Genomic DNA, 23,440 nt, shown 5'->3' on the forward strand with positions numbered 1-23,440 from the left:
TCCTTTCACCTTGTATGTTAGCGTGAATCGAAAACGAAGTTGTGAGGAAGTTGCAAAGAAATTGCCAAGAAAAGCAAATCGGCTGGAAAAGGCGGTACACTAAGCATGTGGAGGGATAACGATGAATATTTTATTGATTGAAGATGAAGTAAAGTTAGCACACGTGACAGAACGTTTTTTACGGCACCACGGATATGAAGTGACACTCGCGATGTCGATTGGACAAGCGAAGGACGCCTTAAGCAAAACGACGTTTGACGCGGTCCTCGTCGATGTTCGACTCCCGGATGGGGACGGCTGGTCGCTCGTCCCGTCGATTAAAGCGGTCGCTATGCCGCCCGTCGTCTTCATGATGACGTCGCGTGGTGAAGCGGATGACCGTGTATTCGGACTTGAGCTCGGAGCAGACGATTACCTCGTCAAACCCGTCGTCTTGAAAGAACTGACGATCCGGCTCGAGCGGGCGCTGAACCAGCGTCCGAAAGACACCGCCTTCCGGTTGGGTGACTTAACGTTGGATCCGAAAGCGCGTCTCGTCAAAAACGGCGAGCAGTCGCTTAGTCTAGCGAAGATGGAGTTTGAACTGTTGACATACTTCGTCGAACATATCGGTGAAGCACTCAGTCGCGATCAAATCCTGGATGATGTCTGGGGATATACGTTCGGTGGCGATACCCGGACCGTCGATACGCACGTCAAACAATTGCGTGATAAGTTACCGACGATCAAACAACAGTTAAAGACGGTCCACCGGGTCGGATATCGACTGGAGGCGATGGAATGAGTAAATTGATGCGGAAGTTTTTACTGGCGGTCGTCGCACCGCTCCTCGTCATGGGTAGCTTGAGTTTTATCTTGACGGCGGTGCTCGTCAATCGGTTTGCGGAAGACGAACGCTACAGTCAACTCGCACGTGAAGCAAATATCATTCAAGAAGCGATCGACGGCAATCAACCGCTTCCCCGTGACATTCAAGGTTTCATCACGATCGACGGACAAACGCAACGCCTCGGTGGACGAGGACCGCAACCGGTCAACTTACCGGCGCTCGAGAAGTTGCAGCAACAAGACGTGATTGATGTTCAGAATCAACGTTTGTTGACCTATCAGCTGAAAGAGGGGGACACGGTCATCACGACGATTCGAAATGCACCGCTCGCGAGTAGTGCGTTGAACGGTGTCTACTTGGCGATTGGTGTCGCGCTCCTCGTGACCTTGTTGCTTGCGACAGGGCTTGCTTATTATATGGGACGACAGTTCACGCGACCGATCGTCAACTTACGGTCCGTCGCCCAGCAAATCGGAGCTGGGAAAAAAAGCGTCCCGCTACCCGAACGACCGAATGATGAAGTCGGTGAGTTGATTGCTGCCGTCGATGAAATGCAGGAACAACTCCTCCAAAAAGAAACGTTGCAAAAGTCATTCATCGCCGGTATCACCCATGATTTGCGGACGCCGCTCGCAATCATCCGCAACGAAACGGAGGCGCTCGCAGCAGGAGTGATTCCGCTAGACGAACTACCGGATGTCACGGACAGCATCATCGAGGAGACGGATCGCCTCGGCCTATTGATTGATGAGACGCTCGTCTACTCGAAGCTTGCCGGAGGGATGATGCCGCTCGAGCGGGTTGAGACGCGACTAGACGACCTGGTGTTCGATACGATCGGACGGTTGGAGGCGACGTTTGCGAAGGAGGGGGTGGCACTTGTCGCTGAAGCTGTGCCCGTCACGCGTCGTGTTGACAGGCATATGTTCGAACGGGTCCTCGTCAACTTCCTGATGAATGCCCACGCTGCTGCTCCGCCTGATAGCCGGGTCATCATTCGGCTGACGGAGACTGAAATGACGGTCGAGGACGCGGGGCGTGGCGTCCCGGAGTCCGACCGGGCGACGATTTGGGATTTGTACGTCAAACAAGACGGCAGTTCCGGGCACGGGCTCGGGCTTGCGATTAGCCGTTTGATTCTCGACAGCCATGAACTGGTCTATGGCGTTCGAACGAGTCCGCAAGGCGGAGCGTGTTTCTTTATTCGTCTATAATGTAAAAAAAGCCCCGTTCCTCGTCGAGAGGAGCGGGGCTGTCAGTGCTTATTTTGATTCGTTTTCGTGGACGAGACTCGGTTTGACGAGTGTATAGAATTCATCACTCATGCCGACGCGGCTGCCCATTTGGCAAGCGAGTTCGAGTGTCTCTTGGTAAAATTTCGCGACGAGGTTGTGGTTTTTGATGTGCATGTCCTTCATCGCTTTTTCGACGCCGAGGACGACTTTCGCGATTTGGTCATCTGCATCATTACGGACAGGGACGACGTTTTCCGGGAGGTCGACTTCTTTATCGTGTCCGTTGAAGCGGAACGAAGCGCCGAATCCAAGATGCTCGAGGAAGAAGTGCGGTAACAATTTGCCGGCGAAGAATTGATGCCATTCCGATTCTTTCATCGCGTCCATATCCCGTTTGAAAGAAGTCGTTGCGAGTGCATAGCGGTCATGTGTATCTTTCATGAACTTCTCGAGGATTGGTACCTGCATCGCGAATGAGTTCTTGAGCAGATTATCGAGCTGTTCTTGTGTTAATTGTTCTTGTTCAGCCATCCTTTTAACCCCATTTCGTTTCGTTACTCTTATCGTAAGAAATTTAGACAATTCCGTCAAATCTTTTTCGAGAATAAGGTTTACCTATTGTACGAAAGGGAATTTTACTATTATCGCATACATAAAGGAGGAATCAGCATGAAACGAATCGCAATGACAGGACTATTAATCGGGGCATGTCTGATTCCGGTGACGGCCTTTGGTGCGACGAACGTCTCTTATCAAAAAGGGATGGTTCAAAACAAACAGCTTGGTTATTCGGTCAAGGCGACAGAGACGCTGAAGAAAGCGATCGCGCAAGACAAAGTCGAGCTGATCAAAAACAAGACGGTCAAGACGAAGTACGGTACCGTGACACGAAGCGGAACGTTTTCGCTCTATTATAAAGTGAAGGGAAAAGATCAGTTGCTCGTCAACTTGAACTATGAACCGAAGAAACTGTCGAAAAAACAGTTCGATCGTCAAGTCGGGTACGGCACGTATCTTGGGACGAAGGACAATAAAACGTACTATTATGTCCAACCGACGGAAGCCGTTAAAGGTGCAGTCGGGAACAAAACAATCGAACGCTTGATCACATATCACGTTCCGCGGATGATGAAAACATTTAAACTGCAGTAAGCATTAGCTTTTGCTAGTGCTTCTTTTAGTGGTTCGCTATAGTAAAGGTTGAGGTGAAGAGAGATGGAATTTACAGTAACGAAAGTCTTACAAACGACAGATGTCTTGCAACTTGAGAAATGTGTCAACGATCATGATGGAATTGAATTGAAGGTGGCGGCAGATTATGTCGGCGAGAATGATTTTGCTGTCTACGATGGCTCAAAATTGATTGGCTACCTGCAAGCCTTCGCGTATCTACCGACAGAATGGGAAGTCAACGTCTTCGTTGATCCCGATTACCGGCAGCAAGGGATTTTTAAATCGCTCGTCGAAACGGCGGCTGGCGTAGCGCGCGAAGCGGGTGCGGAAGCCTTTACGTTCGTCATTGATGATGCAAGTCAATCCGGTAAAGCAGTCTTGGGCAAGCTTGGGGCAGAGTACCGGATGACGGAATACAATATGGTGCTGAAAAAAGCGCAATTGTTCTTAAAAGCAGACCCTGATTTCGAATTACGCGAAGCGACGGCATCGGACCGTCCGTTCATCGTCGAGACGCTCGGACAGTCGTTCGGAAATACAGCGGACGAGGCGGAAGCGATTTATCAAGCGATTGAGACAGAGGATCGCGTCACGTATGTCGGTGTCGCGAACGGTCAGCCGGTCGGTGTCGTCCGTGCATATTTAGCATCCGAGACACAAGCGAGCATCCATGCGTTCGCCGTTCGTCCGGAAGCGCAGGGCAATGGCTACGGGAAGAAGATGTTGAAACTGATGGTCCAAGCGATGTTCCGGACAGGTCGAACGCAGCTTGAACTCGATGTCGAGACGGATAACGCACGGGCACTGGATCTCTATAAAGATGCCGGATTCGTCGTCGGTCGCGGTTATCAGTTCCACGTGCTTGAATTATAAGAAGTCTGAACGAAAGTCCACGGGAGTGGGCTTTTTTTGTGAAATCGTATAGCAAGCATAGACCTTAGGTCTTACTACTCTCTAAGAAAATAGAATATCGTTTCCGATCGTCCGCTGGCGCGCTTTCCTCGGGCGGAACGCAAGCCGCGATCGGCTTTTAGCCGACCGGGTCTCGCTTGTTCCTGACGGAAGGGACGAGCCCTTCCTTTTCCCGCAGGAGTCGCGCCCGGACGATAGGAGCATAAGCAGTTTGATGGAAAGTTCATGGGAGTGGGCTTGTTTATGTAATCGTTATAAAAGGCATAGGCGTTTGGGTCTTACTGATTTTAAAAAATAGAGTATCGTTTCCTATCGTCCTCGGGCGCGCTTTCCTCGGGCGGAACGCAAGCCGCGATCGACTTGCAGCCGACCGGGTCTTGCCTGTTCCTGACGGAAGGGACAAGCCCTTCCTTTTCCCACAGGAGTCGCGCCCGGACGACGGAAACTTTTTTGTTAGCAATTAGGGGACATGTAGCGAAGGAAACCACGTAAAAAAATAAGTTCATAATCTAAAGGAAGTCTGAAACCTCTCCCGTGTTTTGTCGTATACTAGATATATGGAAAAATAGAGGAGGCGACGACATGAATGATCGACAGGAATCATTACGGACGTTGAAGTGGGTGTCAGGTGGTTTAGAGGCCATCCTCGGGATTCCGATTCTCGGTGGATTGATTGTTCTCGGGTCAGGTTATAACGCTTTATGGTTGATGCTTGCGTTCCACATCGTGGTTGTGGTGTTGACGGCGCGGGCCGGCAATGTGTCAAAAGGAAACATCGTCGGAATCGTCGCATCGACAGTCGGTGTCATTCCGGTCGTCGGGATGTTATTACACATGGCAGCGGCCATCACGATTTTACTTGACGCGGCATTTGGTAACCGGATCATTACACGGACCCACGTCGAGCGGGTCGAACCGATTCGTCCCCGTCCGGTCCGGAAAGAACAGGAGAAACAGGAAGATCATCCGTTTTGAGCACTTTTGATTGACAGTGAAATCCGATCCGTGTAAAGTAAAGACCAAGTTAAGCCATATCAAACAAATCAACGACGCGGAGTAAGTACCGTCAACACTGCCGACAAAGCGAGTCAGGAAAGGTGAGAGCCTGACGCGGTAAGCTGATTAGGGAATGGACCGCTGAGAGCCTGTTGAACGATTGCAGTAGACAGGACGGTTGCCCCCGTTACAAGGCTAGCTGGTTGTTGGACCAGCGACAAGAGGAGATTTTTAATCTCAACTAGAGGTGGCACCGCGCGGATACAGGCGCCCTCTATGCAGCAGCTTTTGCTATGCATAGAGGGCGTCTTTTGTTTTACGTCAAGGAACGCCGAATCATCCAACGCACATTATCTTTAGGAGGAATTTTTTATGAAGAAGACATTGATCGCGGCGGCAAGCACGGCGTTCCTACTCGCAGGATGCTCGACGACAGACACAGAACAGGCAGCACCAAATGAAAACGAAAAGAAAGTCCTGCACACGATGGAAAGTTATGATCTCCTGTCGGTTGACCCGGCAGATGCCATCACGTCGAACATCTTCAACCAAATTTATGAAGGACTGTACCGCTTCGATGAAAACAATGAACTCGTCCCGGCAGCTGCTGCGTCACACAGCGTATCGGAAGACGGTAAAGTCTATACGTTCAAGCTCGACCCGACGGCGAAATGGTCTGACGGAAAACCCGTCACGGCAGAAAACTTCCGCTATGCTTATGAGCGCGTCATCGAGACGAACTCCCCGTTTGCGTACTTGCTTGAGCCCGTCAAAGAAACGAAAGTCATCGACGACGAAACGTTACAAATCGAACTGAAACGACCGACGCCGTACTTCCTCAGCATGACGACGTTCGGGACGTACATGCCGGTCCGTGAAGACATCGTCAAAGCACAAGGCGACAAGTTCGGGACGGATCCGGAGACGAATGTCTACAACGGACCGTTCACGTTCAAGAAGTATCAAGCGGAGCAAGGCTACACGCTCGCGAAAAATGCTGACTACGCCGACCAAAAACAAGTCAAGATTGACGAAGTCGACGTCAAAATCATCAAGGACCCGATGCTTGCGATCAACTTGTTTGAAACAGGCGAACTCGATGTCGCACCGCTCAACTCGGAAAACGTCATCAACTATAAAGATAAAAAAGAGTACAACACGTTCAGTGATTCACGGATGTTCTTCATCCGGATGAATCAAAAAACGGACGCTTTAAAAGACAAGCAGACCCGCCAAGCGATTGACGTTGCTTATAATAAAGAAGCGTTGACGGAAACGTTACTCGGAAACGGCTCGTTACCGGCCGACTATATCGTCCCGCAAGAGCTTGATCCGCAGTACGATAAAACACGTCAAATCACGTCATCATTCGACGAAGCGCAGGCGAAGAAAGTCCTCGAACCGCAAAATCTAGAATTGACGATGATCATCGAGGACGATGACGTCTCGAAAAAAATTGGGGAGTACATTCAAGGAACGTTAAAGCGTCAAAACCTCGACGTCAAACTCTTGCCATTGCCGAAGAAGGAACGTCTTGCCCGTGAAGGACGAGGGGACTATGATTTGTCACTTGCAAGCTGGGCACCGGATTATCAAGACGCGACGACATACTTGAACTTGTTCATGACGGGAAATCCGTTCAACATGATGGATTACTCGAACAAAAAGTATGACCGTCTCTTGCAACAGGCAGAAAAAGAACTCGATCAAGATAAACGGTTGGAACTGTTGAGTCAGGCTGAATCGCTGTTACTCGACGATCAAGCGATTTCGCCGGTCTACCAACGCAAAAACGCCTTCTTGCAAAACACGGAAGTCACGCACCTCGCCCGACACAACGTCGGGACAGACATCTCGTATAAGTACGTTGAAATTGATCGTAAGTAAAACATCAGCCGTTCGCCTTATCATGTTTAGATGACAAAGCGGACGGTTTTTTGTGTCAGGAAGAGTTTTTCTAAATGGGTATTGTCATGTTGCGCTTCCTTATCTCGACGCGTCTTCCAGGCGGCAATCTTCCGCATTTCTTCACTTCACTGCAGGGTTGCGACTGATTCCTGTTAGCGGTTTAAAGGGATTCAGACGGAATGTGTTCTAACCCGTCTGTATGACTGGATTTCAGTCACGTTATTCCCTAAAAAGCGTCACGTTTCGTTGACTCCTACGGGGAAAAGTGCGTTTTTAACGCACTTTCAGAGGCAGGTAAGACCCTGCTCATTGTCCGTGAGGATCAAGGAGCAACGGCTTGCGCCTCGCCCGAGGAAAGCAACGAAAAAAAGACGCTTTTTATTACCTGATGTTCCTTTGTCTACACGTTGCTGTACTAATTTATCGTTGGCATAAATCAAATTGTTATTTTGTGACAAGTAAATCCTATAACCGACTTTGAAATCAGGTCAATCCTATTAAAGCGTTCTCATATCTTGCCGATAAGGAGAATGTTGAGAAAAGAATCAGGAAGGGAAGTTACGGATATGAGCAAGTTACGTAGCAATTTAAAGATTCGGTTATTTGTATGGGTTCTCGTGATTTCAATCATTACAGGCGGAATTTCTGCCCAGCTGACATTATTCCTCTCGCGTGGAGTCGACGTCGCAGAAAACCAGGCGATTTTATTTGGAGCGGGCATTGGGTTAGTCTTGTCGATTCTCGGATCACTGTTGATTCAATTGATTCTCCGTCAGCCGATCAAAGCAATCGAAAAAGCGACACAAACGGCACGTGAAGTCGCGAACGGTAACTTTGATGTGGATTTCGAAGAAGCGAAGCGTGGTGACGAAGTCGATCAGTTGATGCATGAACTCGAAGTGATGGTGGTACATATCCGCAAGCAAGCGACACAGATGGGTAGCTCAAGCGACAAGCTGACGGCGTCAGCCCAGGAAATCGCGGCAGCCGTTCATGAAGGCAACGCGTCAGGAGAAAGCATCCGGACTGCAATGGCGGAACTCTCGACGAAGATGAACGAAAACGTCGATCAAGCCTATCTCTCGATGGATGCACTCGGTACCGTCAAACGAACGATGGATGAAGTCGCAAAAGAAATGAACGAAGCCTTGAAATCCGCGACGGTCATGCAGACAGAAGCCGAGAACGGCAAGACGCTCGCAACGGATTCGGTTGAAGCGATGCATATGATTTCTAGTAAGATGGAACAATCCGCGACACTGAACGGTCGTTTGACGGATATGACAGGTGAAATTTCACGAATCACGGACGTCATCAGTGACATTTCAGCACAGACGAACTTACTCAGTTTGAATGCCTCGATCGAAGCAGCACGTGCCGGAGAAGCCGGTCGCGGTTTCGCCGTTGTTGCGGCGGAAGTCAAGAAGCTTGCTGAACAAACAGCGACGTCAGCAAAAGAAATCACCGATTTGATTTCCGGTGTCAAACGTCTCGTCAACGATACGGCGAATGCGATGACGGACGTCCAAAAAGAAGTCGCGACCGGTGTCGGACTTGTCGAACAAGCAGGGTCGTCATTCGAAGAAATTCACCATTCAACAGAACATGTGTATTCACGTGTTAAATCGGTTGACCAGCTTGTCGTGAAGTCGGACAAAGAGATTGACCAAGTCGGTTTGACGACGGCGAACATCCTCGCGATGGTTGAAGAAGCATCGAAACATGCGGAGCAAGTCTTGCAGGCTTCTAGTCATCAGGCGGCTTCACTCAGTGAAGTCAACGGTGCGATGGAAGAGCTCGTCGCAGTCGCGGAACAACTGCAAGAAGAAACGGGCGCGACGCGTCTCTAATTTAGAAATCGCAGGCGGAAGTCCCGTCTGCGATTTTTCTTTTGAATTTTTTTATTTTTTTTTTGAGAGAAACTGTTAAACATTTCGGCACGGCGACGATATATAGAGTGGAAGCAGTCATCGACTACAACCATCGCGCTACCCTTGGGCCGGCCAGGGGGCGCATCTCGGAGAAGAAGGATCTTCAAAGAGACAAAAAAATTATTCCTATGGAGGGAAACTTAAAATGATTATCAATCACAACCTTAACGCAATGAATGCTCATCGTAACATGAGTGCAAACACAGCAAACGCTGGAAAAGCAATGGAGAAACTTTCTTCAGGTCTTCGTATCAACCGTGCTGGTGACGATGCTGCAGGACTTGCAATTTCTGAAAAAATGCGTGGTCAAGTTCGTGGGTTAGAACAAGCTTCACGTAACGCACAAGATGGTATTTCGTTAATTCAAACTGCAGAAGGTGGTTTGAACGAAGTGCATTCTATTCTCCAACGTCAACGTGAACTTGCTGTTCAATCTTCAAACGATACGAACGTTGCTGCTGACAGAACTGCATTGAAAGATGAGTTCGATCAACTTTCTTCAGAAATCGGACGTATCAAAGATAATACTACCTTCAATACGAAACAACTTCTTGATGGATCAGATGCTAACGGGAAAATTCATGTTGGAGCAGATGCGACGCAAACAATTGATATCGATTTCACTACTGCTGGAGTTGATTTAAGTGCTGTTTCTACGGCAGTTTCAGCTCTCGATATCAGCACACAAGCTGGAGCAGATGGTGCGATTACTACTGTTCAAACACAAATTGAATCTGTATCGTCTGGTCGTTCGTACCTTGGTGCACTTCAAAATCGTTTAGAGCACACAATCAATAACTTGAACAACGCTTCTGAAAACTTAACTGCTTCAGAGTCACGTGTTCGTGATGTAGACATGGCGAAAGAAATGATGAATTTCACTAAAAACAACATCTTAAACCAAGCATCACAAGCAATGCTTGCTCAAGCAAACCAACAGCCACAAGCTGTTCTTCAATTACTCCGTTAATCAAAGGTTAAGCTATTACGACTAAAAAAGGTCATGGACTCGTTCCGTGACCTTTTTATGTATTTTATAAAATGTCTATTATAATTTTTTAGTACAATGCCGATATACTACATAGAGAATAAATAAGGAGTGTTGGTCTATGAATTCCATTAATACGGAGATTCGGCTTCACCTGCCTGCAAACGTCTTATCATACGAAGCGACACGGAACGTCTTTGTTGAAGCGAACCAAGAAGAACTAGAGCAAGATGGGGTTGTCGTCTTGCCTACATCTCAACATGTTACGAAGCTTGAAACAGCAATTGAAAAAGCGAACTCCCAACTCGAAATACAACGGACTGGTTTGAAGTTCGTAAAACATGAAAAACTAAATGAATTTTATATTCAAATCGTTGATATGAATGATAATGTCGTGCAAGAAATTCCAAGTAAAAAAGAATTGGATTTTTTCGCTGCATTTATGGAATTTAATCAATTAATCGATAAACGGGTTTAATTTAGAAAGGACTGATTGGATGGCAGTACTTCGATTAAGTGGTCTCGCAAGTGGGATTGATACGGAAACGATGATTAAACAATTAATGCAGGTGGAACGTGCGCCAGTCGATCGTTTAGCCCAAAAGAAACAAACATTGACGTGGCAACGTGATGCATATCGAGAAATTAACCGAGCATTGCTTGACCTGCGAACAGCAGCAAGTGATATGATTTTATCTAAAAACTATACAGCAAAAACTGTGACCAGCTCTGATTTATCAATAGTAAGTGTTTCTGCAAGTTCTATAGCAAGTACCGGAAGTGTAACGATTGACAGTATTGGTCAGCTAGCTTCAGCTTCTTCTGTGAGTATGACAACAACGGCAGGTCGACCAAGTAGCACCACACTTACAGATAGTGGTTTATTTGAAGCAGACGTTAACGGTAAAATTAATGTTCAAATCAATACGTTTTCTTCTGATGGAACGGCTATTAATGAAACGATTTCACTCGATGCTACACAGAAAATCTCTGATTTAACTGCAGCGATTAATGGTAAATCAAGTCTTGGCATGAATGCAGTCTATAATGAAATTACAGGGAAACTAGTTTTAACGAAAACGAATACAGGAAAACTTAATCCGAACGGATCAGACATTTCGATTGTAGATGTTAATGCTGGAATAGAGAAAGTAAATTCTCAAACCGCTACTTTAGGGCAAGAGGGTCAAAATGCCAAGTATACAATTGGTGGTCAAGAATTAGAACAACGAACAAACACGTTTACACAAAATGGATTAACAATCACTTTAAACAAGATATCGACAACACCAACAACATTGAATACAAAACTTGATGTGCAAACAAATTTTGATTCTATTAAAAAATTCGTTGATAAATACAACGATATGATTGATAAAATGAATAGTAAAGTGAATGAAGAAAAGTATAGAGATTATCAGCCGTTAACTGATGCTCAACGAACAGAATTAAGTGACGATGAAATTAAAAAATGGGAAGAAAAAGCAAGTAGTGGTATCTTACGTAATGATAGTTATTTACAAAGCGGGATGAACCAGTTTCGCAGTGCGATTTCTTCAAAAATTGACACCGGTTATACATATCAATCAGGAACGGATACGATTGCCTTGAACTATATGTCACAAATTGGAATTACAACTACAGGCGATTTCCGTGATGGTGGTAAATTGCAAATTAATGAAACGAAGTTGAAGAGAATGCTCGAAGAACAACCGGATGGAGTTTACAAGTTGTTTACGACGGATGCACCAGGACCGGTTACGAATCCAGATGGAAGTCTTACACAAAATTCTAATGGATTAGATGGATTTGTTCGTCAAATTCAAGTATTTGCAACTACTATGCGGAGTAAAGTATCACAGGTTGCAGGTCTAGATGGTGCAGTCGCGACGACGTATCGTCTCGGCCAATCACTTGCTGACGTCGATAAGAGTATCCTTTCATGGGAAGACAAATTAACAGCTAAAGAAAATGCCTATTACCGCCGCTTCGCGGCGATGGAACAGGCAATGAATCAAGCGAACAGTCAATCGGCAACACTCGCTTCATACTTAGGACAATAAGGAGGGTTTCTGACGATGAATCCATATGCGACGTACCAAACGAACTCGGTGACGACAGCATTGCCGCAAGACTTGACGTTGATGTTGTATGAAGGACTGATTAAGTTTGCAATGATGGCGAAACGCAATATCGAACAAGGAAATATTCAAGATAAAAACACGTATATTCAAAAAGCGCAGGCCATCATCATGGAGCTCCAACTGACGCTCAATAAATCGATTGCTCTATCAACGGATTTAAATAATTTATATGATTACATGCAGGGACGCTTGATTGATGCGAACATCAAAAATGATGTGACGGCGATTGACGAAGTGATTGGGTTCGCGGAAGAATTTCGTGAAACATGGAAAGAAGCGATAAAGCTCGCCCGTCAACGATGAGTCCACTCGATCCGCTGCGCCTGAAGACGAAACATTTGATGGAACTACTTGAGCAGACACCGGAGGAAGAAGTTTATGACGAATGGGTCGTCAAGATTCAAAACTTGCTGAATGAACGGGAAGCGTTCATTGCCGCTCATTCGAACTTGCTTGCCGGGGCCAATCAAGCGGTTATTCAAGAGCTTGTCGCCGAAAGTCGGAAACTGGACTTGAAATTATCTGAAGAAACCGCTAAATTAGGGGTACAAATCAATCAACTCCGACAGACGAAAGTCAGCCGGAAATCGTATATCGACCCGTACGAAGAAGTCGAAGGTAGTTTTTCACCATATTTTGATTCTCGTCAGTAACTTTCTTATTCCAGGGAGGGATCTTGCGTGACTAAACGTGAAGAGAAAAAACGTACCGTGCCGAAACCGTTTTACCGATCAGATGGTTCGTACGATCAATTCATCGAACCGGACGTCGAGTCCGAATCTTGGGAAGAGGCGGAACGCCCGATTTCGGACGGGCCTGACGTCTATGAAGAAGAAAAATATCGACGCGAGTCGTAACAAAAAAGGGCATCCTGTATGGATGTCCTTTTTTGTTATGATATTTAGATTTGGTGCCGTTCCCGATACAGTTCCCAGTGTTCCCGTGCCTCTTTTTTGATTCGGTCAGATATTTTTTGACTCTGAAAGATAAGGCTATACCATTGCTTCGCGTCATCTGTCCGCTCGAGACTCGCATAGAGATCGGCAATTCGTAATAATAAAACATCATGCGGAATCCCGGTCCGGACAGCATCGGTATAATTGAGATAAAGCGCTTCGTACTTCTCGACCGACCGCTCCATCCAGAGCACTTCCTGCTCTTTGTTTGCAAGCAAACGATTTAACCAGGCGATTCGGACGCCGAGCATCGCGAGGATACTCTCTTTTTGGAGTGTCACTTGAGCACTATAAAGACAAAGCTTATAAAGCTGGATTGCCTGCTCCGCTGTCCGCTCAGTCGTAGCGAACGCTAACACCGGTAAAGCGGGAAGAATGTCCGTCGTCAGTCGTTCCCGGACGTCCGGACGGAGCTTCTCGAACGCTTCATGGAAGATGAAACGGCAATGGGTGCATTGAACCGGTTCGTAATAATAGACGTTTGGTCCGTCATAGTGAATGAAACCGTCGAAGTCGGTCTGCACGACACGGATCTGTCGACTTAAGACGCGCTTCGTTTCTGTTTCCTTCAAGCAGTACGGGCATTTACATTTTTTTGAGTAGATAGCAGGCATTAGATAAAACTCCTCGGGATCGATTTAGACAAAGACGTTGACGAGCATCCCTTTGATTTCTCCGACTTGGTCGAGAATGTCGAGACGGCGTGACTCACCGGAGATGACGGTGTTTGTCAGCTCGAGCAGCTTCGTGTCGACCTGTTCGACGACTTTGTAGATTTTCGTCCGTCCGCGCCGGTTGAAGCCGCGTTTTTCCTCGAGTTGCTGCGATTGATCAAGGGCATCTTTTAGGAAGTCCTTGATTTTCTCTTTGTAGCTCTCGAGGTTCTCGATCGTCTGGCTCTCGGCGAGCAATTGTCCGTGTTCTTCGACGAGTGTCAACTTTTGTTGAAGCCGTTCGTAGCCTTTATGCTCGCGTTTATCTTGCATCAACGCAGAAAACGTCGTCGACGCCTCGACCTCGCGTGGTCCGGTCTTCGGTGTCTGCAGGCGGCTCGTTTCTTGGATGCGCCGGATATCCATAGCTGTCGTCCTCCTTGATTAGTTGAGTAGTTGTAAGACGCCTTGCGGTAAAGCGTTCGCTTGGGCAATCATTGCCATTCCGGATTGATTCAAAATATTGTATTTTGCATATTCCATCATTTCACGCGCCATATCAGCATCACGAATCCGCGACTCCGATGCCGTCAAGTTTTCTTTACTGACGCTGAGGACGGATGTCATCGCTTCGAAGCGGTTTTGGATGGCACCGAGTTTCGACCGTTGCGCTGAAACCGTGTCGATTGCTTGCGTATAACGGCTGATGGCATCATTCGCGTCCTGTTCCGTCATCACGCTGAGGGCGTATTCGGGTGTGCCGTCGACGCTTGGGACATCGAGTTTGCGGACATCGGTGTTCAGCTGGGTAGTCGTGCTGATGCCGATGCTTTGCGCCCGCATATCGTCAATCGTTAAGGAAATCCCTTCGTTCGCGCCTATGTTTGTCTGGATGAAGATCGCATTGTCTTCCGTGCTGAAGTTACCCGTCAATAAGTCTTTCCCGTTGAACTGCGTCGTTTGCGCGATTCGTGAGACTTCATTTGTCAATTGGTTGATTTCTTCCTGGATGGCTGTCCGGTCCTCTGTCGCCAGTGTTCCGTTGCCGGCCTGGACGGCGAGCTCGCGCATCCGTTGTAATAAGTTATGTGTTTCGCTCATGCCGCCTTCAAGTGTCTGAACCATCGAGATTCCGTCGAGGACGTTTTGCTCCGCTTTATCAAGCGCTTTGAGACGGTTCCGCATCTTCTCCGAGATGGCGAGACCGGCCGCGTCATCGGCGCTGCGGTTGATTTTTTGTCCGCTCGACAGTTTATCCATCGTCGTCTTGACGTTCAGTTGGTTAGCACTTAAATTCCGGTACGCTTTCAGTGCCTGTACGTTATTGGTGATCCGCATTAATAATCCATCCCTTCATACCGTTCATGGTGTGCCGCCCGGACGAGCGGTCGTTCTTTTTTCAGACTGGCGGCTTGCCACGTGACGAGCAGTTCTTCTGCGAGTTGAAGCAGTTCGTCTAACACGAGTGGCGTCCGGTAGGCCTGTAACGTCTGGTCTGCTAAATACTGGTAAAGGGCGTCGAGTTGACCGGTGATGATGCCACCGTCGTCATGGAGCCCTGCTTGTAGTTTCGTTAAGAGTTGATACGCTTTTTGCAACCGTTCGTTGATTTCATCGAACCGGTTGTCGTCGAGGGCGAGCAACGACCGGTCGTATTGCAGGACGAGTCCCTGGAGCATCGTTTCCGTCAATTGTTGCGGTGTCATTTGAAACAGTTCCTGTTCTGTCATCAGTCCCGTCCTTTCGCATGATCGAGTTCTTCAATCAATAACAATAATTCGGCCATCACGTCGTAGAGTTGTGGCGGAATCGCCGTTCCAAGATCGAGGTCGAGTAAGTGACCGAGCAACGATGTATCCTGTTCGATCGCGACACCACTGGCGCGCGCTTCCTGTAAAATCCGGTCGGCGGCTTGCCCGGTCGCCCGGGCGACGACGACGGGAGCGTTGCCTGAATGTTCATCATACCGTAGAACGGCAGCTGATTTTCGATGTTTTAAATCAATTTTTTGATACATGGCTCCTCCTTAAATCCGGTAATCGTAGCCAGCTGGTGTCTCTGCCGGTTTGACAGGTTCTGGCGTCGCCTGTTCTTTTGTAAATGGACTGAAGCGAATCCGGACATCTTGGAAGCCGGTCGCTTCTAACGCCTCGGTCGTCCGCTCGAGGAACGGGGTTGCCAGTCGCTCGAGAATCGGCACATCATTTTCAATCGTAATCTGCATCTTCCGGTTGACCGTTTCGACGCGGACGCCGATGTCACCGAGCCGCGGGGTTTCAAGCTGGACATAGAGTGTGTTGTTTTCCCAGTCAATCACTTCGTCCGGGCGTTTGTTTTGCAGATGGACGTGTAAGCCTGCTGTCCCTTCGACAAGTTGAATAGGAAGGGCGAGCAACAATTGTTGGAGCTGTTGACTGGCATCCGGTTTATTGACTTGTTGTTGTGTCGTCAAAAACGTTTGCAGTTTCGCTGCTTCCGGGTTCGCGGCTGGTGTCGCGAGCTTCAACTCGGCCGTCTGCAGTTGGAGTGTTTTTTGGACCGTCTCCTGTAAGACGCGCGGGCTGTTTTGGCTTGGTTCATATGGCAGCGGGCGGCTCGGTGCTTGTGAGGTCTGTGTTTGTCCGCTGACAGGACGAGCCGGTTGATTGAGCTCCGGTAAGTACGTCGTCCGGACGTTCGCCGGTGTGAAGCGGAACGCTTCGAATCCGATCCGGACTTCCTGGAGAAGTGCTTTTGCTTCCGTTCCGCGACCAGTCGCGGCAAGATCGGCACCGCGCTCCAGTTTCGAGAGCCACTGAATCAATTGTTTTTCGTCCCGCATCGATGTATGGAGCATCGCATCCGTCTGTTGGAACGTTTGGCGAAGCCGGTTCGCCGTACTCTCGATGACTTGTGCCATCTGTGCCGGACGCCCTTCAACGAGCGGTTCAATCTGTTTGAGTTGCGAGACGATCGTTCGCTGATTACTCCGGAAGTCGTTCGTCATCTCGGCCAGCCGTGGCGTGACTTCGCGGACGACCGTCAACGCCGACCGGACGGGTTCCGTCGTCTGGCGCGCAGCGGTCAATGCCGTTAACTGCTCGAGCTTCGTCGGTTCCGGCGCTTTGAGCGTGACGGGGAAGTGCGGACGCAGTTGCTCCCGTGCCTGCGTCAACGCACCGCGTTCGATCGTTTCGACAATCGCGGCTTGCTCGTTCAGGGGCAGGTGATTTGCGATTTGCCGAAGCCTTGGTGCATTCGCTTGCTCGATGTCTGCTTGTGTCGGCAAGGTCGTTCGAGCAACGTCGAGCGCGATGGCAGTGCCGAGTGTCGGTTTATCGACGACGGCCTGACGTTCCGGTAACAGGTCGACGAGTGAATCCGTTTCAGTCAGCAGGCTGCTGATCAACGCATCGACGTCCGTCGGCAAGGCACTGTCGGAAGGGCGTGAGACGAGAGCGACGACGAGATCTTTGTACGTTCCCTGAAGAGCGGCGACGAGCCGGGCGACGGTTTCCTTCGTTTGCGGCAATTGTCCTGTCGCAAGCAGTCGGGCGACAGCTTGCTTTAACTCTTGTGGCAATTCGTCGAGTAAGGTCGGATCGATGCCAGTTGCATCGGTCTTGACGGAGCCTGTCGGCGCTATGTCCGGGGTATCCGTCAATTGTTCAATCAAATAGCCTTCTGCTGTCGCTCCCTTTACCTTAAACTGGAAGTCTCCTGTTGGGACGTCACCTGTAAACGTCATCTCGATTTGGTCGCGTCCGACTTGGACGAGCGCTGTATGCGGACCCGTTTTTTCAAGGACGGTCCCGCTATACGTCTTTTTGTCGGACAACGTCGTCGGTGGCGACGGAACGGCCGGACTATTTGGTTGCAACTGGATGTTCATCGAGGCACCTCCTGTTTCATAATTTCTTCATCTTATTATATATCGGCATAAATAAAAAAGGATTGAGCGAAATTATCGCCCAACCCGTTTTTTTTAATGTTTAATTGAATTAAAGCGTTCCTCTAGTGTCATCGCGTTCAATTGTTGGTAACGAGCCATCAGCTCGCCAGTTGCTTTCATTTGGTTACGGACAATGTAAGGAGAGGCGTTTACAGGAAGGATCATGCCATTACGAGTTTGGAGTTTCGTTTGTCCGTCTTCCTCGATGACGTCGGACATGTGGCTCCAGGCGTACCACTCGCAATCATCACGTTTTGGTGATTTGGTAGGGAAAAAGACAAGACCGAGCGTCGGTTCGATGACGACTGGAACTTTTCCTTTGACGGAAGCGACACGTTTTGCCGTGACGATCCGTTCCTCGATGGAACTGTTGTACTGCCTGCAAGATAGTTGCAGGAGTTGATACGGACGAAGCGGGGTCATGATCGTTGAGCCGTCTTCTAGGACGATGATGGATTGTTTCATCATGTCATAGCACGGCAGGATCGCGACGGTCCGTTTCGTGATTCGGTATTTTTCGTCATTATGGAATGGTCGCATTCGACTACATCCTCCTCAATTAGGACAATGGATAAAATAGGTAATTACTAACGATATAATACAATACTACACCTGTAATGACAATGTAATTTTTTGAAAAGAACAGCAATAGATCGCGCTATTTATTTAAAATCATCAATGAATTCGCATTAATCAGAATTTTCAATTGTCAATAATTCCTTCTTTTGATAGACTAAGCGGTAGAGAGCTTGCTCTCGAACTCTGGTTTGCGAAGGGAACGTGAATTCGAATGGAACAAGGTAAAGTAAAATGGTTTAATGCTGAAAAGGGTTACGGCTTCATCGAGACATCGGACGCAAAAGACATTTTCGTCCACTTCTCAGCAATTCAAGCAGACGGCTATAAGTCACTTGAAGAAGGCGAAGAAGTTGAGTTTGAAGTCGTTGACGGCGATCGTGGCCCACAAGCTGCGAACGTTACAAAAATTTAATCCGAATAGCAGCCGCCACCGTCTTTAGGCATTGTCTAAAGGCGGTTTTTTTGTTTCGATTTAGTTTCGTAAGGGTATATACGCTAATATCACCACACAAAACTATTATAGTACGCTAAAGATTGAGGAGGATGTTCAACATAATGTCATCGTTTTCATTTCCTTGTATCATTTATCGTGGTATAATAAATACGAACCAAAAGAATTTTGAATCTTCAGAAGGAAACGACTGAAGTTTAGCGAATTCATAGGTTCAACCGGTTACTTAAGGAGGAGTTTACATGATCTACAACATTCGCGGTGAAAACTTGGACGTCACAGATGCTCTCAAGGATTACGTCGAGAAAAAGCTTGAAAAGTTAACTCGTTATTTTACAACTCCTACGGAAGCGCAGACGGCTTATGTCAATCTCAAAGTCAATAATGAGAAACAAAAAGTTGAAGTGACGATTCCAATGCCAAACCTTTTGCTTCGTGCAGAGGATGTAAATGGCGACATGTACGCAGCAATCGACCTCGTCGTCGATAAGCTCGAACGTCAAATCCGGAAACATAAAACGAAAATCAACCGGAGAGGACGCGCCAAAGAAGGCGGCATTGGCGAATACTTCAAAACGCTCGAAGGACCGGAGGCAGAAGCACCTGTCTACGAAGAGGATGAAGCGGAACTCGAACTCGTTCGAACAAAACGTTTCACACTCAAGCCGATGGATACGGAAGAAGCGATTCTTCAAATGGACATGCTCGGTCACACGTTCTTCGTCTTCTCAGACGCTGAAACGGGTAACACGAACGTCGTTTACCGTCGAAAAGATGGTCGTTACGGCTTGATTGAACCAGAATAATGAATGTACAAGGGACTCGCTCTTAGGAGTGGGTCCCTTTTTGATATGTTAGAAAACTATATCTTAAGTCGATGCGTATGCTACATAGATCGAACAGGACGAGACGTCACGTCGTCCGCTTGTTGAAATTTGACGCTGTATTCGGTACACTGAATAAAGGAAAAATCTCGGAATTCTGTTCATATAAAGAATCGTTCGAAGTAAGGGGACTGTATGGCATGGCTAATTTTCTAAAAGAGTTATTCGCACCGACGAAACGTGTCCTGAAAAAAGCAGAAAAAGTGGCAGACGCCGTCGAAGCATTCGAGGAACAAATGGGTGCTTTATCAGATCAAGAATTAGAAGGTAAAGTGGTGGAGTTCCGGACGCGTCTTGCGGGCGGAGAAGATTTAGATGATATCTTACCGGAAGCATTCGCCGTCTGTCGTGAAGTATCGACGCGTGTCTTAGGCATGCGCCATTATCGTGTCCAATTAATTGGGGGATATGTCCTTCACAACGGTGATATTGCTGAAATGAAGACTGGGGAAGGGAAAACGCTTGTCGCGACGCTTCCTGTCTATTTGAACGCACTCGCCGGCAATGGCGTCCACGTCATCACCGTCAACGAATACTTGGCGAAACGTGACCGTGACATCATGGAGCCGCTCTATGCGGCGCTCGGTCTATCGGTCGGTTTAAACCTGTCAAGCATGTCGCGTCAAGAAAAACAAGCAGCCTATAGCTGTGATATCACGTACGGAACGAACAATGAGTTCGGTTTCGACTACTTGCGTGACAACATGGTCCTGTATAAAGAAGACCGTGTTCAACGTCCGCTTTCTTATGCTGTCGTCGATGAAGTCGACTCGATCCTCGTCGATGAAGCACGGACACCGTTGATCATTTCAGGTTCTGCTGAGAAATCGACGGCCCTCTACTCACAAGCAGATACGTTCGCGAAGATGATGAAGGCAGATGAAGACTATACGGTCGACATCAAAACGAAAAGTGTGCTCTTGACGGAGCAAGGAATCGACCGCGCTGAAAAATACTTTGGCATCGACAACCTGTTTGGTCTCGAGCACGTCGCCCTCAACCATCACTTGAGTCTCGCGCTCCGTGCGAACTCCGTCATGCACCGCGACGTCGATTATATGATTCGGGAAGATGAGGTCATGATCATCGACCAATTCACGGGTCGTGTCATGGAAGGACGTCGTTACTCAGAAGGACTGCACCAAGCGATTGAAGCGAAGGAAGGCGTCGAGATTCAACGTGAATCGATGACACTTGCAACGATCACGTACCAAAACTTCTTCCGGATGTATACGAAGCTTGCCGGTATGACCGGTACGGCGAAGACGGAGGAAGAAGAGTTCCGGAACATCTACAACATGCATGTCGTTCCCGTTCCGACGAATAAGCCCGTCATCCGTAACGATCAGCCTGATTTGATTTTCAAGACGATGAACGGGAAATTCGCTGCTGTTGCAGACGAAATCGAACGTGCCAACCGCGAAGGACAACCGGTCCTCGTCGGTACGGTCGCCGTCGAAACGTCTGAGCTCCTCAGCGGGATTCTCAAGAAGCGCGGCATCCGCCACGAAGTCTTGAACGCGAAAAACCATGCACGGGAAGCAGAAATCATCGAGAACGCGGGACAAGCGAACTCGGTCACGATCGCGACGAACATGGCCGGACGCGGTACCGACATCAAGCTCGGTGCAGGTGTCATCGAAAAAGGCGGTCTCTACATTCTCGGGACAGAGCGTCACGAATCACGCCGGATCGATAACCAGTTACGTGGCCGGGCCGGTCGTCAAGGTGACCCGGGGGCTTCACAATTCTACTTGTCACTCGAAGATGAATTGATGCGCCGTTTCGGATCCGATTCCCTGCAATCGATGATGGATCGTCTCGGAATGGACGACTCGCAACCGATTGAAAGCCGGATGGTCTCACGTGCCGTCGAGTCCGCTCAAAAACGGGTCGAAGGAAATAACTTCGACGCACGGAAACAAGTCCTCGGTTACGATAACGTCATGGCTGATCAACGGAAAGTCATGTACGCGGACCGGGCAGCGATCCTTGACGCCCAGTCTGTCTCAGACATCGTTCGTCCAATGATGGAACAAACGATTGAATCAGGTGTGCATCAGTACACGCCAATCGAGTTCGTACCGGAAGAGTGGAGCATCGGTGCACTCGCGGATTGGTCGAACCAGACGCTTGCCGTCGAAGAAAAAGTGACGGAACAAGAGTTGTTCGGCAAAGAACGCGAAGAAATCATCGAACTGCTCAAAGAGCGGACGTTCGCACACTACGAACACAAACGGTCGGAAGTACCGGCTGAAGCGTTTGACGAGTTTGAAAAAGTCATCGTCTTACGTGCCGTCGACCAACACTGGATGAACCACATCGATCAGATGGATCAGTTGCGTGAAGGGATTCACCTTCGTGCTTACGGTCAAAACGATCCGCTGCGGGAATACCAGTCGGAAGGTTCAATGATGTTCGATACGATGAACGCGGCAATCGCGGAAGAAGTGACACAATTCGTCCTTCGTGCTGATCTTGACCCGAACTTGAAACGCGAAAAAGTCGTCAAGGATGAAGTCGCCGTCTCAGGCAAAGAGGACAAGGTCGTCAAAAAAGCGCCTGTCCGCAAAAATCCGAACGACCAAATCGGACGCAACGACCCATGTTGGTGCGGATCCGGTAAAAAATACAAGAACTGTCACGGCCGTCAGGCATAAGTGATGAATCGACTGAAAGAGGCGGGAGATTCCTGCCTCTTTTGACGGAAAGAGAAGGTGGAACACAATGGAATTAGCAGAAATACGCAACACCGCCGAGTGGATGGAGAAGAAACTCGGAGAATATAAGGCATCGCTTGATTTAGAAACGAAGATTTCCCGGATTGAAGAGCTCGAAAACGAGATGACGTTCCCGGACTTCTGGAACAATCAAGAAGAAGCGCAAAAAGTCATCGACGAGTCGAACGGTTTGAAGGCGATGGTCGATAAGTACCAACACCTCGCCGATGGACACGAAAACATCGTCCTGACGTATGAATTGATTAAAGAAGAGCCGGACGTCGAGTTACAAGAAGAACTCGAGTCGGAACTCGGAGACATCAAACAGAAGTTCGACGAGTTTGAATTACAAATCTTGTTGAACGGCGAATATGACGCGAACAACGCAATCCTTGAGCTGCACCCGGGTGCGGGTGGGACCGAGTCGCAAGACTGGGCTTCGATGTTACTCCGGATGTATCAACGTTTTTGCGACAAACAGGGCTGGAAAGTCGAGACGATGGACTACCAACCAGGTGACGAAGCCGGTGTTAAATCGGTCACGCTCCGTATTCAAGGGCACAATGCCTATGGATACTTGAAGGCGGAAAAAGGAATCCACCGTCTCGTCCGGATTTCACCGTTTGATTCGTCAGGCCGCCGTCATACGTCGTTCGTTTCATGTGACGTCATGCCGGAGTTCAACGATGACATCGATATCGACATTCGGACGGAAGATCTTCGTGTCGATACGTACCGGGCGTCAGGTGCCGGTGGACAGCACATCAATACGACCGACTCAGCCGTCCGGATCACGCACGTGCCGACGGGCGTCGTCGTCTCGTGTCAACAAGAGCGTTCGCAAATCAAGAACCGTGAAGCGGCGATGAAGATGTTGAAAGCGAAACTCTACCAACGTGAAATCGAGGAGAAACAAAAGAAACTCGATGAAATCCGTGGCGAAAAATCGGATATCGCGTGGGGTAGCCAAATTCGTTCATACGTCTTCCATCCATACAGCATGGTCAAGGATCACCGGACGAACTATGAAGTCGGGAATACGCAAGGGGCAATGGATGGAGACATCATGGGCTTCATCGATGCCTACCTTCGTTTACTCAATATGTAAGAAGCACCTACCGTCGACGGTCAAGTCGGCGGTTTTTTTCAA

Annotated in this window: 25 protein-coding genes and 1 other annotated feature; of the genes, 17 read left to right on the forward strand and 8 right to left on the reverse strand. The window is 48.4% G+C overall.

The features are described from left to right. Window positions 1–121 precede the first annotated feature (121 nt). The gene (locus KNQ05_RS00925; protein ID WP_088837783.1) at window positions 122–784 is read left to right on the forward strand and encodes a response regulator transcription factor; all 663 of its coding nucleotides are present in this window, start codon (window positions 122–124) and stop codon (window positions 782–784) included. After that, complete coding sequence (locus KNQ05_RS00930) at window positions 781–2,043, forward strand: HAMP domain-containing sensor histidine kinase (protein ID WP_214801960.1); 1,263 nt, start codon at window positions 781–783, stop codon at window positions 2,041–2,043. The genes KNQ05_RS00925 and KNQ05_RS00930 overlap by 4 nt, the downstream gene beginning before the upstream one ends. A 48-nt stretch (window positions 2,044–2,091) precedes the next feature. Here KNQ05_RS00930 and KNQ05_RS00935 read toward each other — a convergent pair whose 3' ends face one another. Next, window positions 2,092–2,595, reverse strand: coding sequence for a hypothetical protein (locus tag KNQ05_RS00935; RefSeq protein ID WP_088837781.1), 504 nt, complete (start codon window positions 2,593–2,595; stop codon window positions 2,092–2,094). 138 nt (window positions 2,596–2,733) lie between these two features. Here KNQ05_RS00935 and KNQ05_RS00940 point away from each other — a divergent pair, with 138 nt between their 5' ends. The 11 genes from KNQ05_RS00940 (at window position 2,734) to KNQ05_RS00990 (ending at window position 12,973) form a co-directional block, all read left to right on the forward strand. Further along, window positions 2,734–3,216, forward strand: a complete 483-nt coding sequence (locus tag KNQ05_RS00940; RefSeq protein ID WP_088837780.1) for a hypothetical protein — start codon at window positions 2,734–2,736, stop codon at window positions 3,214–3,216. A gap of 63 nt (window positions 3,217–3,279) precedes the next feature. After that, entirely contained in the window at window positions 3,280–4,110 is an 831-nt protein-coding gene (locus tag KNQ05_RS00945; RefSeq protein ID WP_214801963.1) for a GNAT family N-acetyltransferase, read from the forward strand. 621 nt (window positions 4,111–4,731) lie between these two features. Continuing rightward, entirely contained in the window at window positions 4,732–5,124 is a 393-nt protein-coding gene (locus tag KNQ05_RS00950) for a hypothetical protein (RefSeq protein WP_214801966.1), read from the forward strand. A gap of 62 nt (window positions 5,125–5,186) precedes the next feature. Then, window positions 5,187–5,423 (forward strand) — a binding site (T-box leader). A 94-nt stretch (window positions 5,424–5,517) separates the two neighbouring features. Beyond that, the gene (locus KNQ05_RS00955) at window positions 5,518–7,032 is read left to right on the forward strand and encodes a peptide ABC transporter substrate-binding protein (RefSeq protein WP_214804295.1); all 1,515 of its coding nucleotides are present in this window, start codon (window positions 5,518–5,520) and stop codon (window positions 7,030–7,032) included. Window positions 7,033–7,619: 587 nt separating this feature from the next. After that, the gene (locus KNQ05_RS00960) at window positions 7,620–8,903 is read left to right on the forward strand and encodes a methyl-accepting chemotaxis protein (RefSeq protein ID WP_088837777.1); all 1,284 of its coding nucleotides are present in this window, start codon (window positions 7,620–7,622) and stop codon (window positions 8,901–8,903) included. Window positions 8,904–9,129: 226 nt separating this feature from the next. Then, window positions 9,130–9,954 (forward strand): flagellin N-terminal helical domain-containing protein, encoded by an 825-nt coding sequence (locus KNQ05_RS00965; RefSeq protein WP_088837776.1) that lies wholly within the window; start codon window positions 9,130–9,132, stop codon window positions 9,952–9,954. Window positions 9,955–10,093: 139 nt separating this feature from the next. Next, on the forward strand, window positions 10,094–10,450 hold the full coding sequence (locus tag KNQ05_RS00970; RefSeq protein ID WP_088837775.1) for a flagellar protein FlaG: 357 nt from the start codon (window positions 10,094–10,096) through the stop codon (window positions 10,448–10,450). A 19-nt stretch (window positions 10,451–10,469) separates the two neighbouring features. Further along, the gene (fliD, locus tag KNQ05_RS00975; protein ID WP_214804296.1) at window positions 10,470–12,035 is read left to right on the forward strand and encodes a flagellar filament capping protein FliD; all 1,566 of its coding nucleotides are present in this window, start codon (window positions 10,470–10,472) and stop codon (window positions 12,033–12,035) included. 15 nt (window positions 12,036–12,050) lie between these two features. Further along, window positions 12,051–12,419 carry a flagellar export chaperone FliS gene (gene fliS / locus KNQ05_RS00980; protein WP_214801972.1) on the forward strand — a complete coding sequence of 123 codons (369 nt, stop codon included), beginning with the start codon at window positions 12,051–12,053 and terminating at the stop codon, window positions 12,417–12,419. After that, on the forward strand, window positions 12,383–12,769 hold the full coding sequence (locus KNQ05_RS00985; RefSeq protein WP_251132182.1) for a hypothetical protein: 387 nt from the start codon (window positions 12,383–12,385) through the stop codon (window positions 12,767–12,769). Before fliS ends, KNQ05_RS00985 begins: the two co-directional genes overlap by 37 nt. Before the next feature lie 27 nt (window positions 12,770–12,796). Then, window positions 12,797–12,973 (forward strand): hypothetical protein, encoded by a 177-nt coding sequence (locus tag KNQ05_RS00990; RefSeq protein WP_204251403.1) that lies wholly within the window; start codon window positions 12,797–12,799, stop codon window positions 12,971–12,973. 44 nt (window positions 12,974–13,017) lie between these two features. Here KNQ05_RS00990 and KNQ05_RS00995 read toward each other — a convergent pair whose 3' ends face one another. From KNQ05_RS00995 to KNQ05_RS01025, 7 genes are all read right to left on the reverse strand, one after another. Next, window positions 13,018–13,686, reverse strand: a complete 669-nt coding sequence (locus tag KNQ05_RS00995) for a DUF2225 domain-containing protein (RefSeq protein WP_088837771.1) — start codon at window positions 13,684–13,686, stop codon at window positions 13,018–13,020. Window positions 13,687–13,710: 24 nt separating this feature from the next. Beyond that, entirely contained in the window at window positions 13,711–14,151 is a 441-nt protein-coding gene (locus KNQ05_RS01000) for a YaaR family protein (protein ID WP_214766822.1), read from the reverse strand. Window positions 14,152–14,169: 18 nt separating this feature from the next. Then, on the reverse strand, window positions 14,170–15,063 hold the full coding sequence (locus KNQ05_RS01005; protein ID WP_214766824.1) for a flagellin N-terminal helical domain-containing protein: 894 nt from the start codon (window positions 15,061–15,063) through the stop codon (window positions 14,170–14,172). Next, a complete protein-coding gene (locus tag KNQ05_RS01010) occupies window positions 15,063–15,455 on the reverse strand; it encodes a flagellar export chaperone FliS (protein WP_214804297.1) in 393 nt (130 codons plus the stop codon). Before KNQ05_RS01010 ends, KNQ05_RS01005 begins: the two co-directional genes overlap by 1 nt. Further along, entirely contained in the window at window positions 15,455–15,742 is a 288-nt protein-coding gene (locus KNQ05_RS01015; RefSeq protein WP_088837768.1) for an EscU/YscU/HrcU family type III secretion system export apparatus switch protein, read from the reverse strand. The genes KNQ05_RS01010 and KNQ05_RS01015 overlap by 1 nt, the downstream gene beginning before the upstream one ends. Window positions 15,743–15,751: 9 nt before the next feature. Then, window positions 15,752–17,596, reverse strand: coding sequence for a hypothetical protein (locus KNQ05_RS01020; protein ID WP_214804298.1), 1,845 nt, complete (start codon window positions 17,594–17,596; stop codon window positions 15,752–15,754). A 93-nt stretch (window positions 17,597–17,689) separates the two neighbouring features. Then, window positions 17,690–18,196 (reverse strand): competence protein ComK, encoded by a 507-nt coding sequence (locus KNQ05_RS01025; RefSeq protein WP_088837766.1) that lies wholly within the window; start codon window positions 18,194–18,196, stop codon window positions 17,690–17,692. A gap of 250 nt (window positions 18,197–18,446) precedes the next feature. On the opposite strand from KNQ05_RS01025, the gene KNQ05_RS01030 reads away from it, so the two are divergent. The 4 genes from KNQ05_RS01030 to prfB all read left to right on the forward strand — a co-directional run bounded on the left by KNQ05_RS01030 (window position 18,447) and on the right by prfB (window position 23,398). Further along, window positions 18,447–18,647 carry a cold shock domain-containing protein gene (locus tag KNQ05_RS01030; RefSeq protein WP_214804299.1) on the forward strand — a complete coding sequence of 67 codons (201 nt, stop codon included), beginning with the start codon at window positions 18,447–18,449 and terminating at the stop codon, window positions 18,645–18,647. A 281-nt stretch (window positions 18,648–18,928) separates the two neighbouring features. After that, a complete protein-coding gene (gene hpf, locus KNQ05_RS01035; RefSeq protein ID WP_026827559.1) occupies window positions 18,929–19,492 on the forward strand; it encodes a ribosome hibernation-promoting factor, HPF/YfiA family in 564 nt (187 codons plus the stop codon). Window positions 19,493–19,710: 218 nt separating this feature from the next. Beyond that, window positions 19,711–22,230: a preprotein translocase subunit SecA gene (gene secA / locus KNQ05_RS01040; RefSeq protein ID WP_088837764.1), complete on the forward strand. Its 2,520-nt coding sequence runs from the start codon at window positions 19,711–19,713 to the stop codon at window positions 22,228–22,230. 67 nt (window positions 22,231–22,297) lie between these two features. Next, window positions 22,298–23,398, forward strand: a complete 1,101-nt coding sequence (gene prfB, locus KNQ05_RS01045) for a peptide chain release factor 2 (RefSeq protein WP_034800913.1) — start codon at window positions 22,298–22,300, stop codon at window positions 23,396–23,398. The last annotated feature ends 42 nt before the right edge of the window (window positions 23,399–23,440 follow it).

The organism is Exiguobacterium sp. s125 (assembly GCF_018618605.1).
GTDB lineage: Bacteria > Bacillota > Bacilli > Exiguobacteriales > Exiguobacteriaceae > Exiguobacterium_A > Exiguobacterium_A oxidotolerans.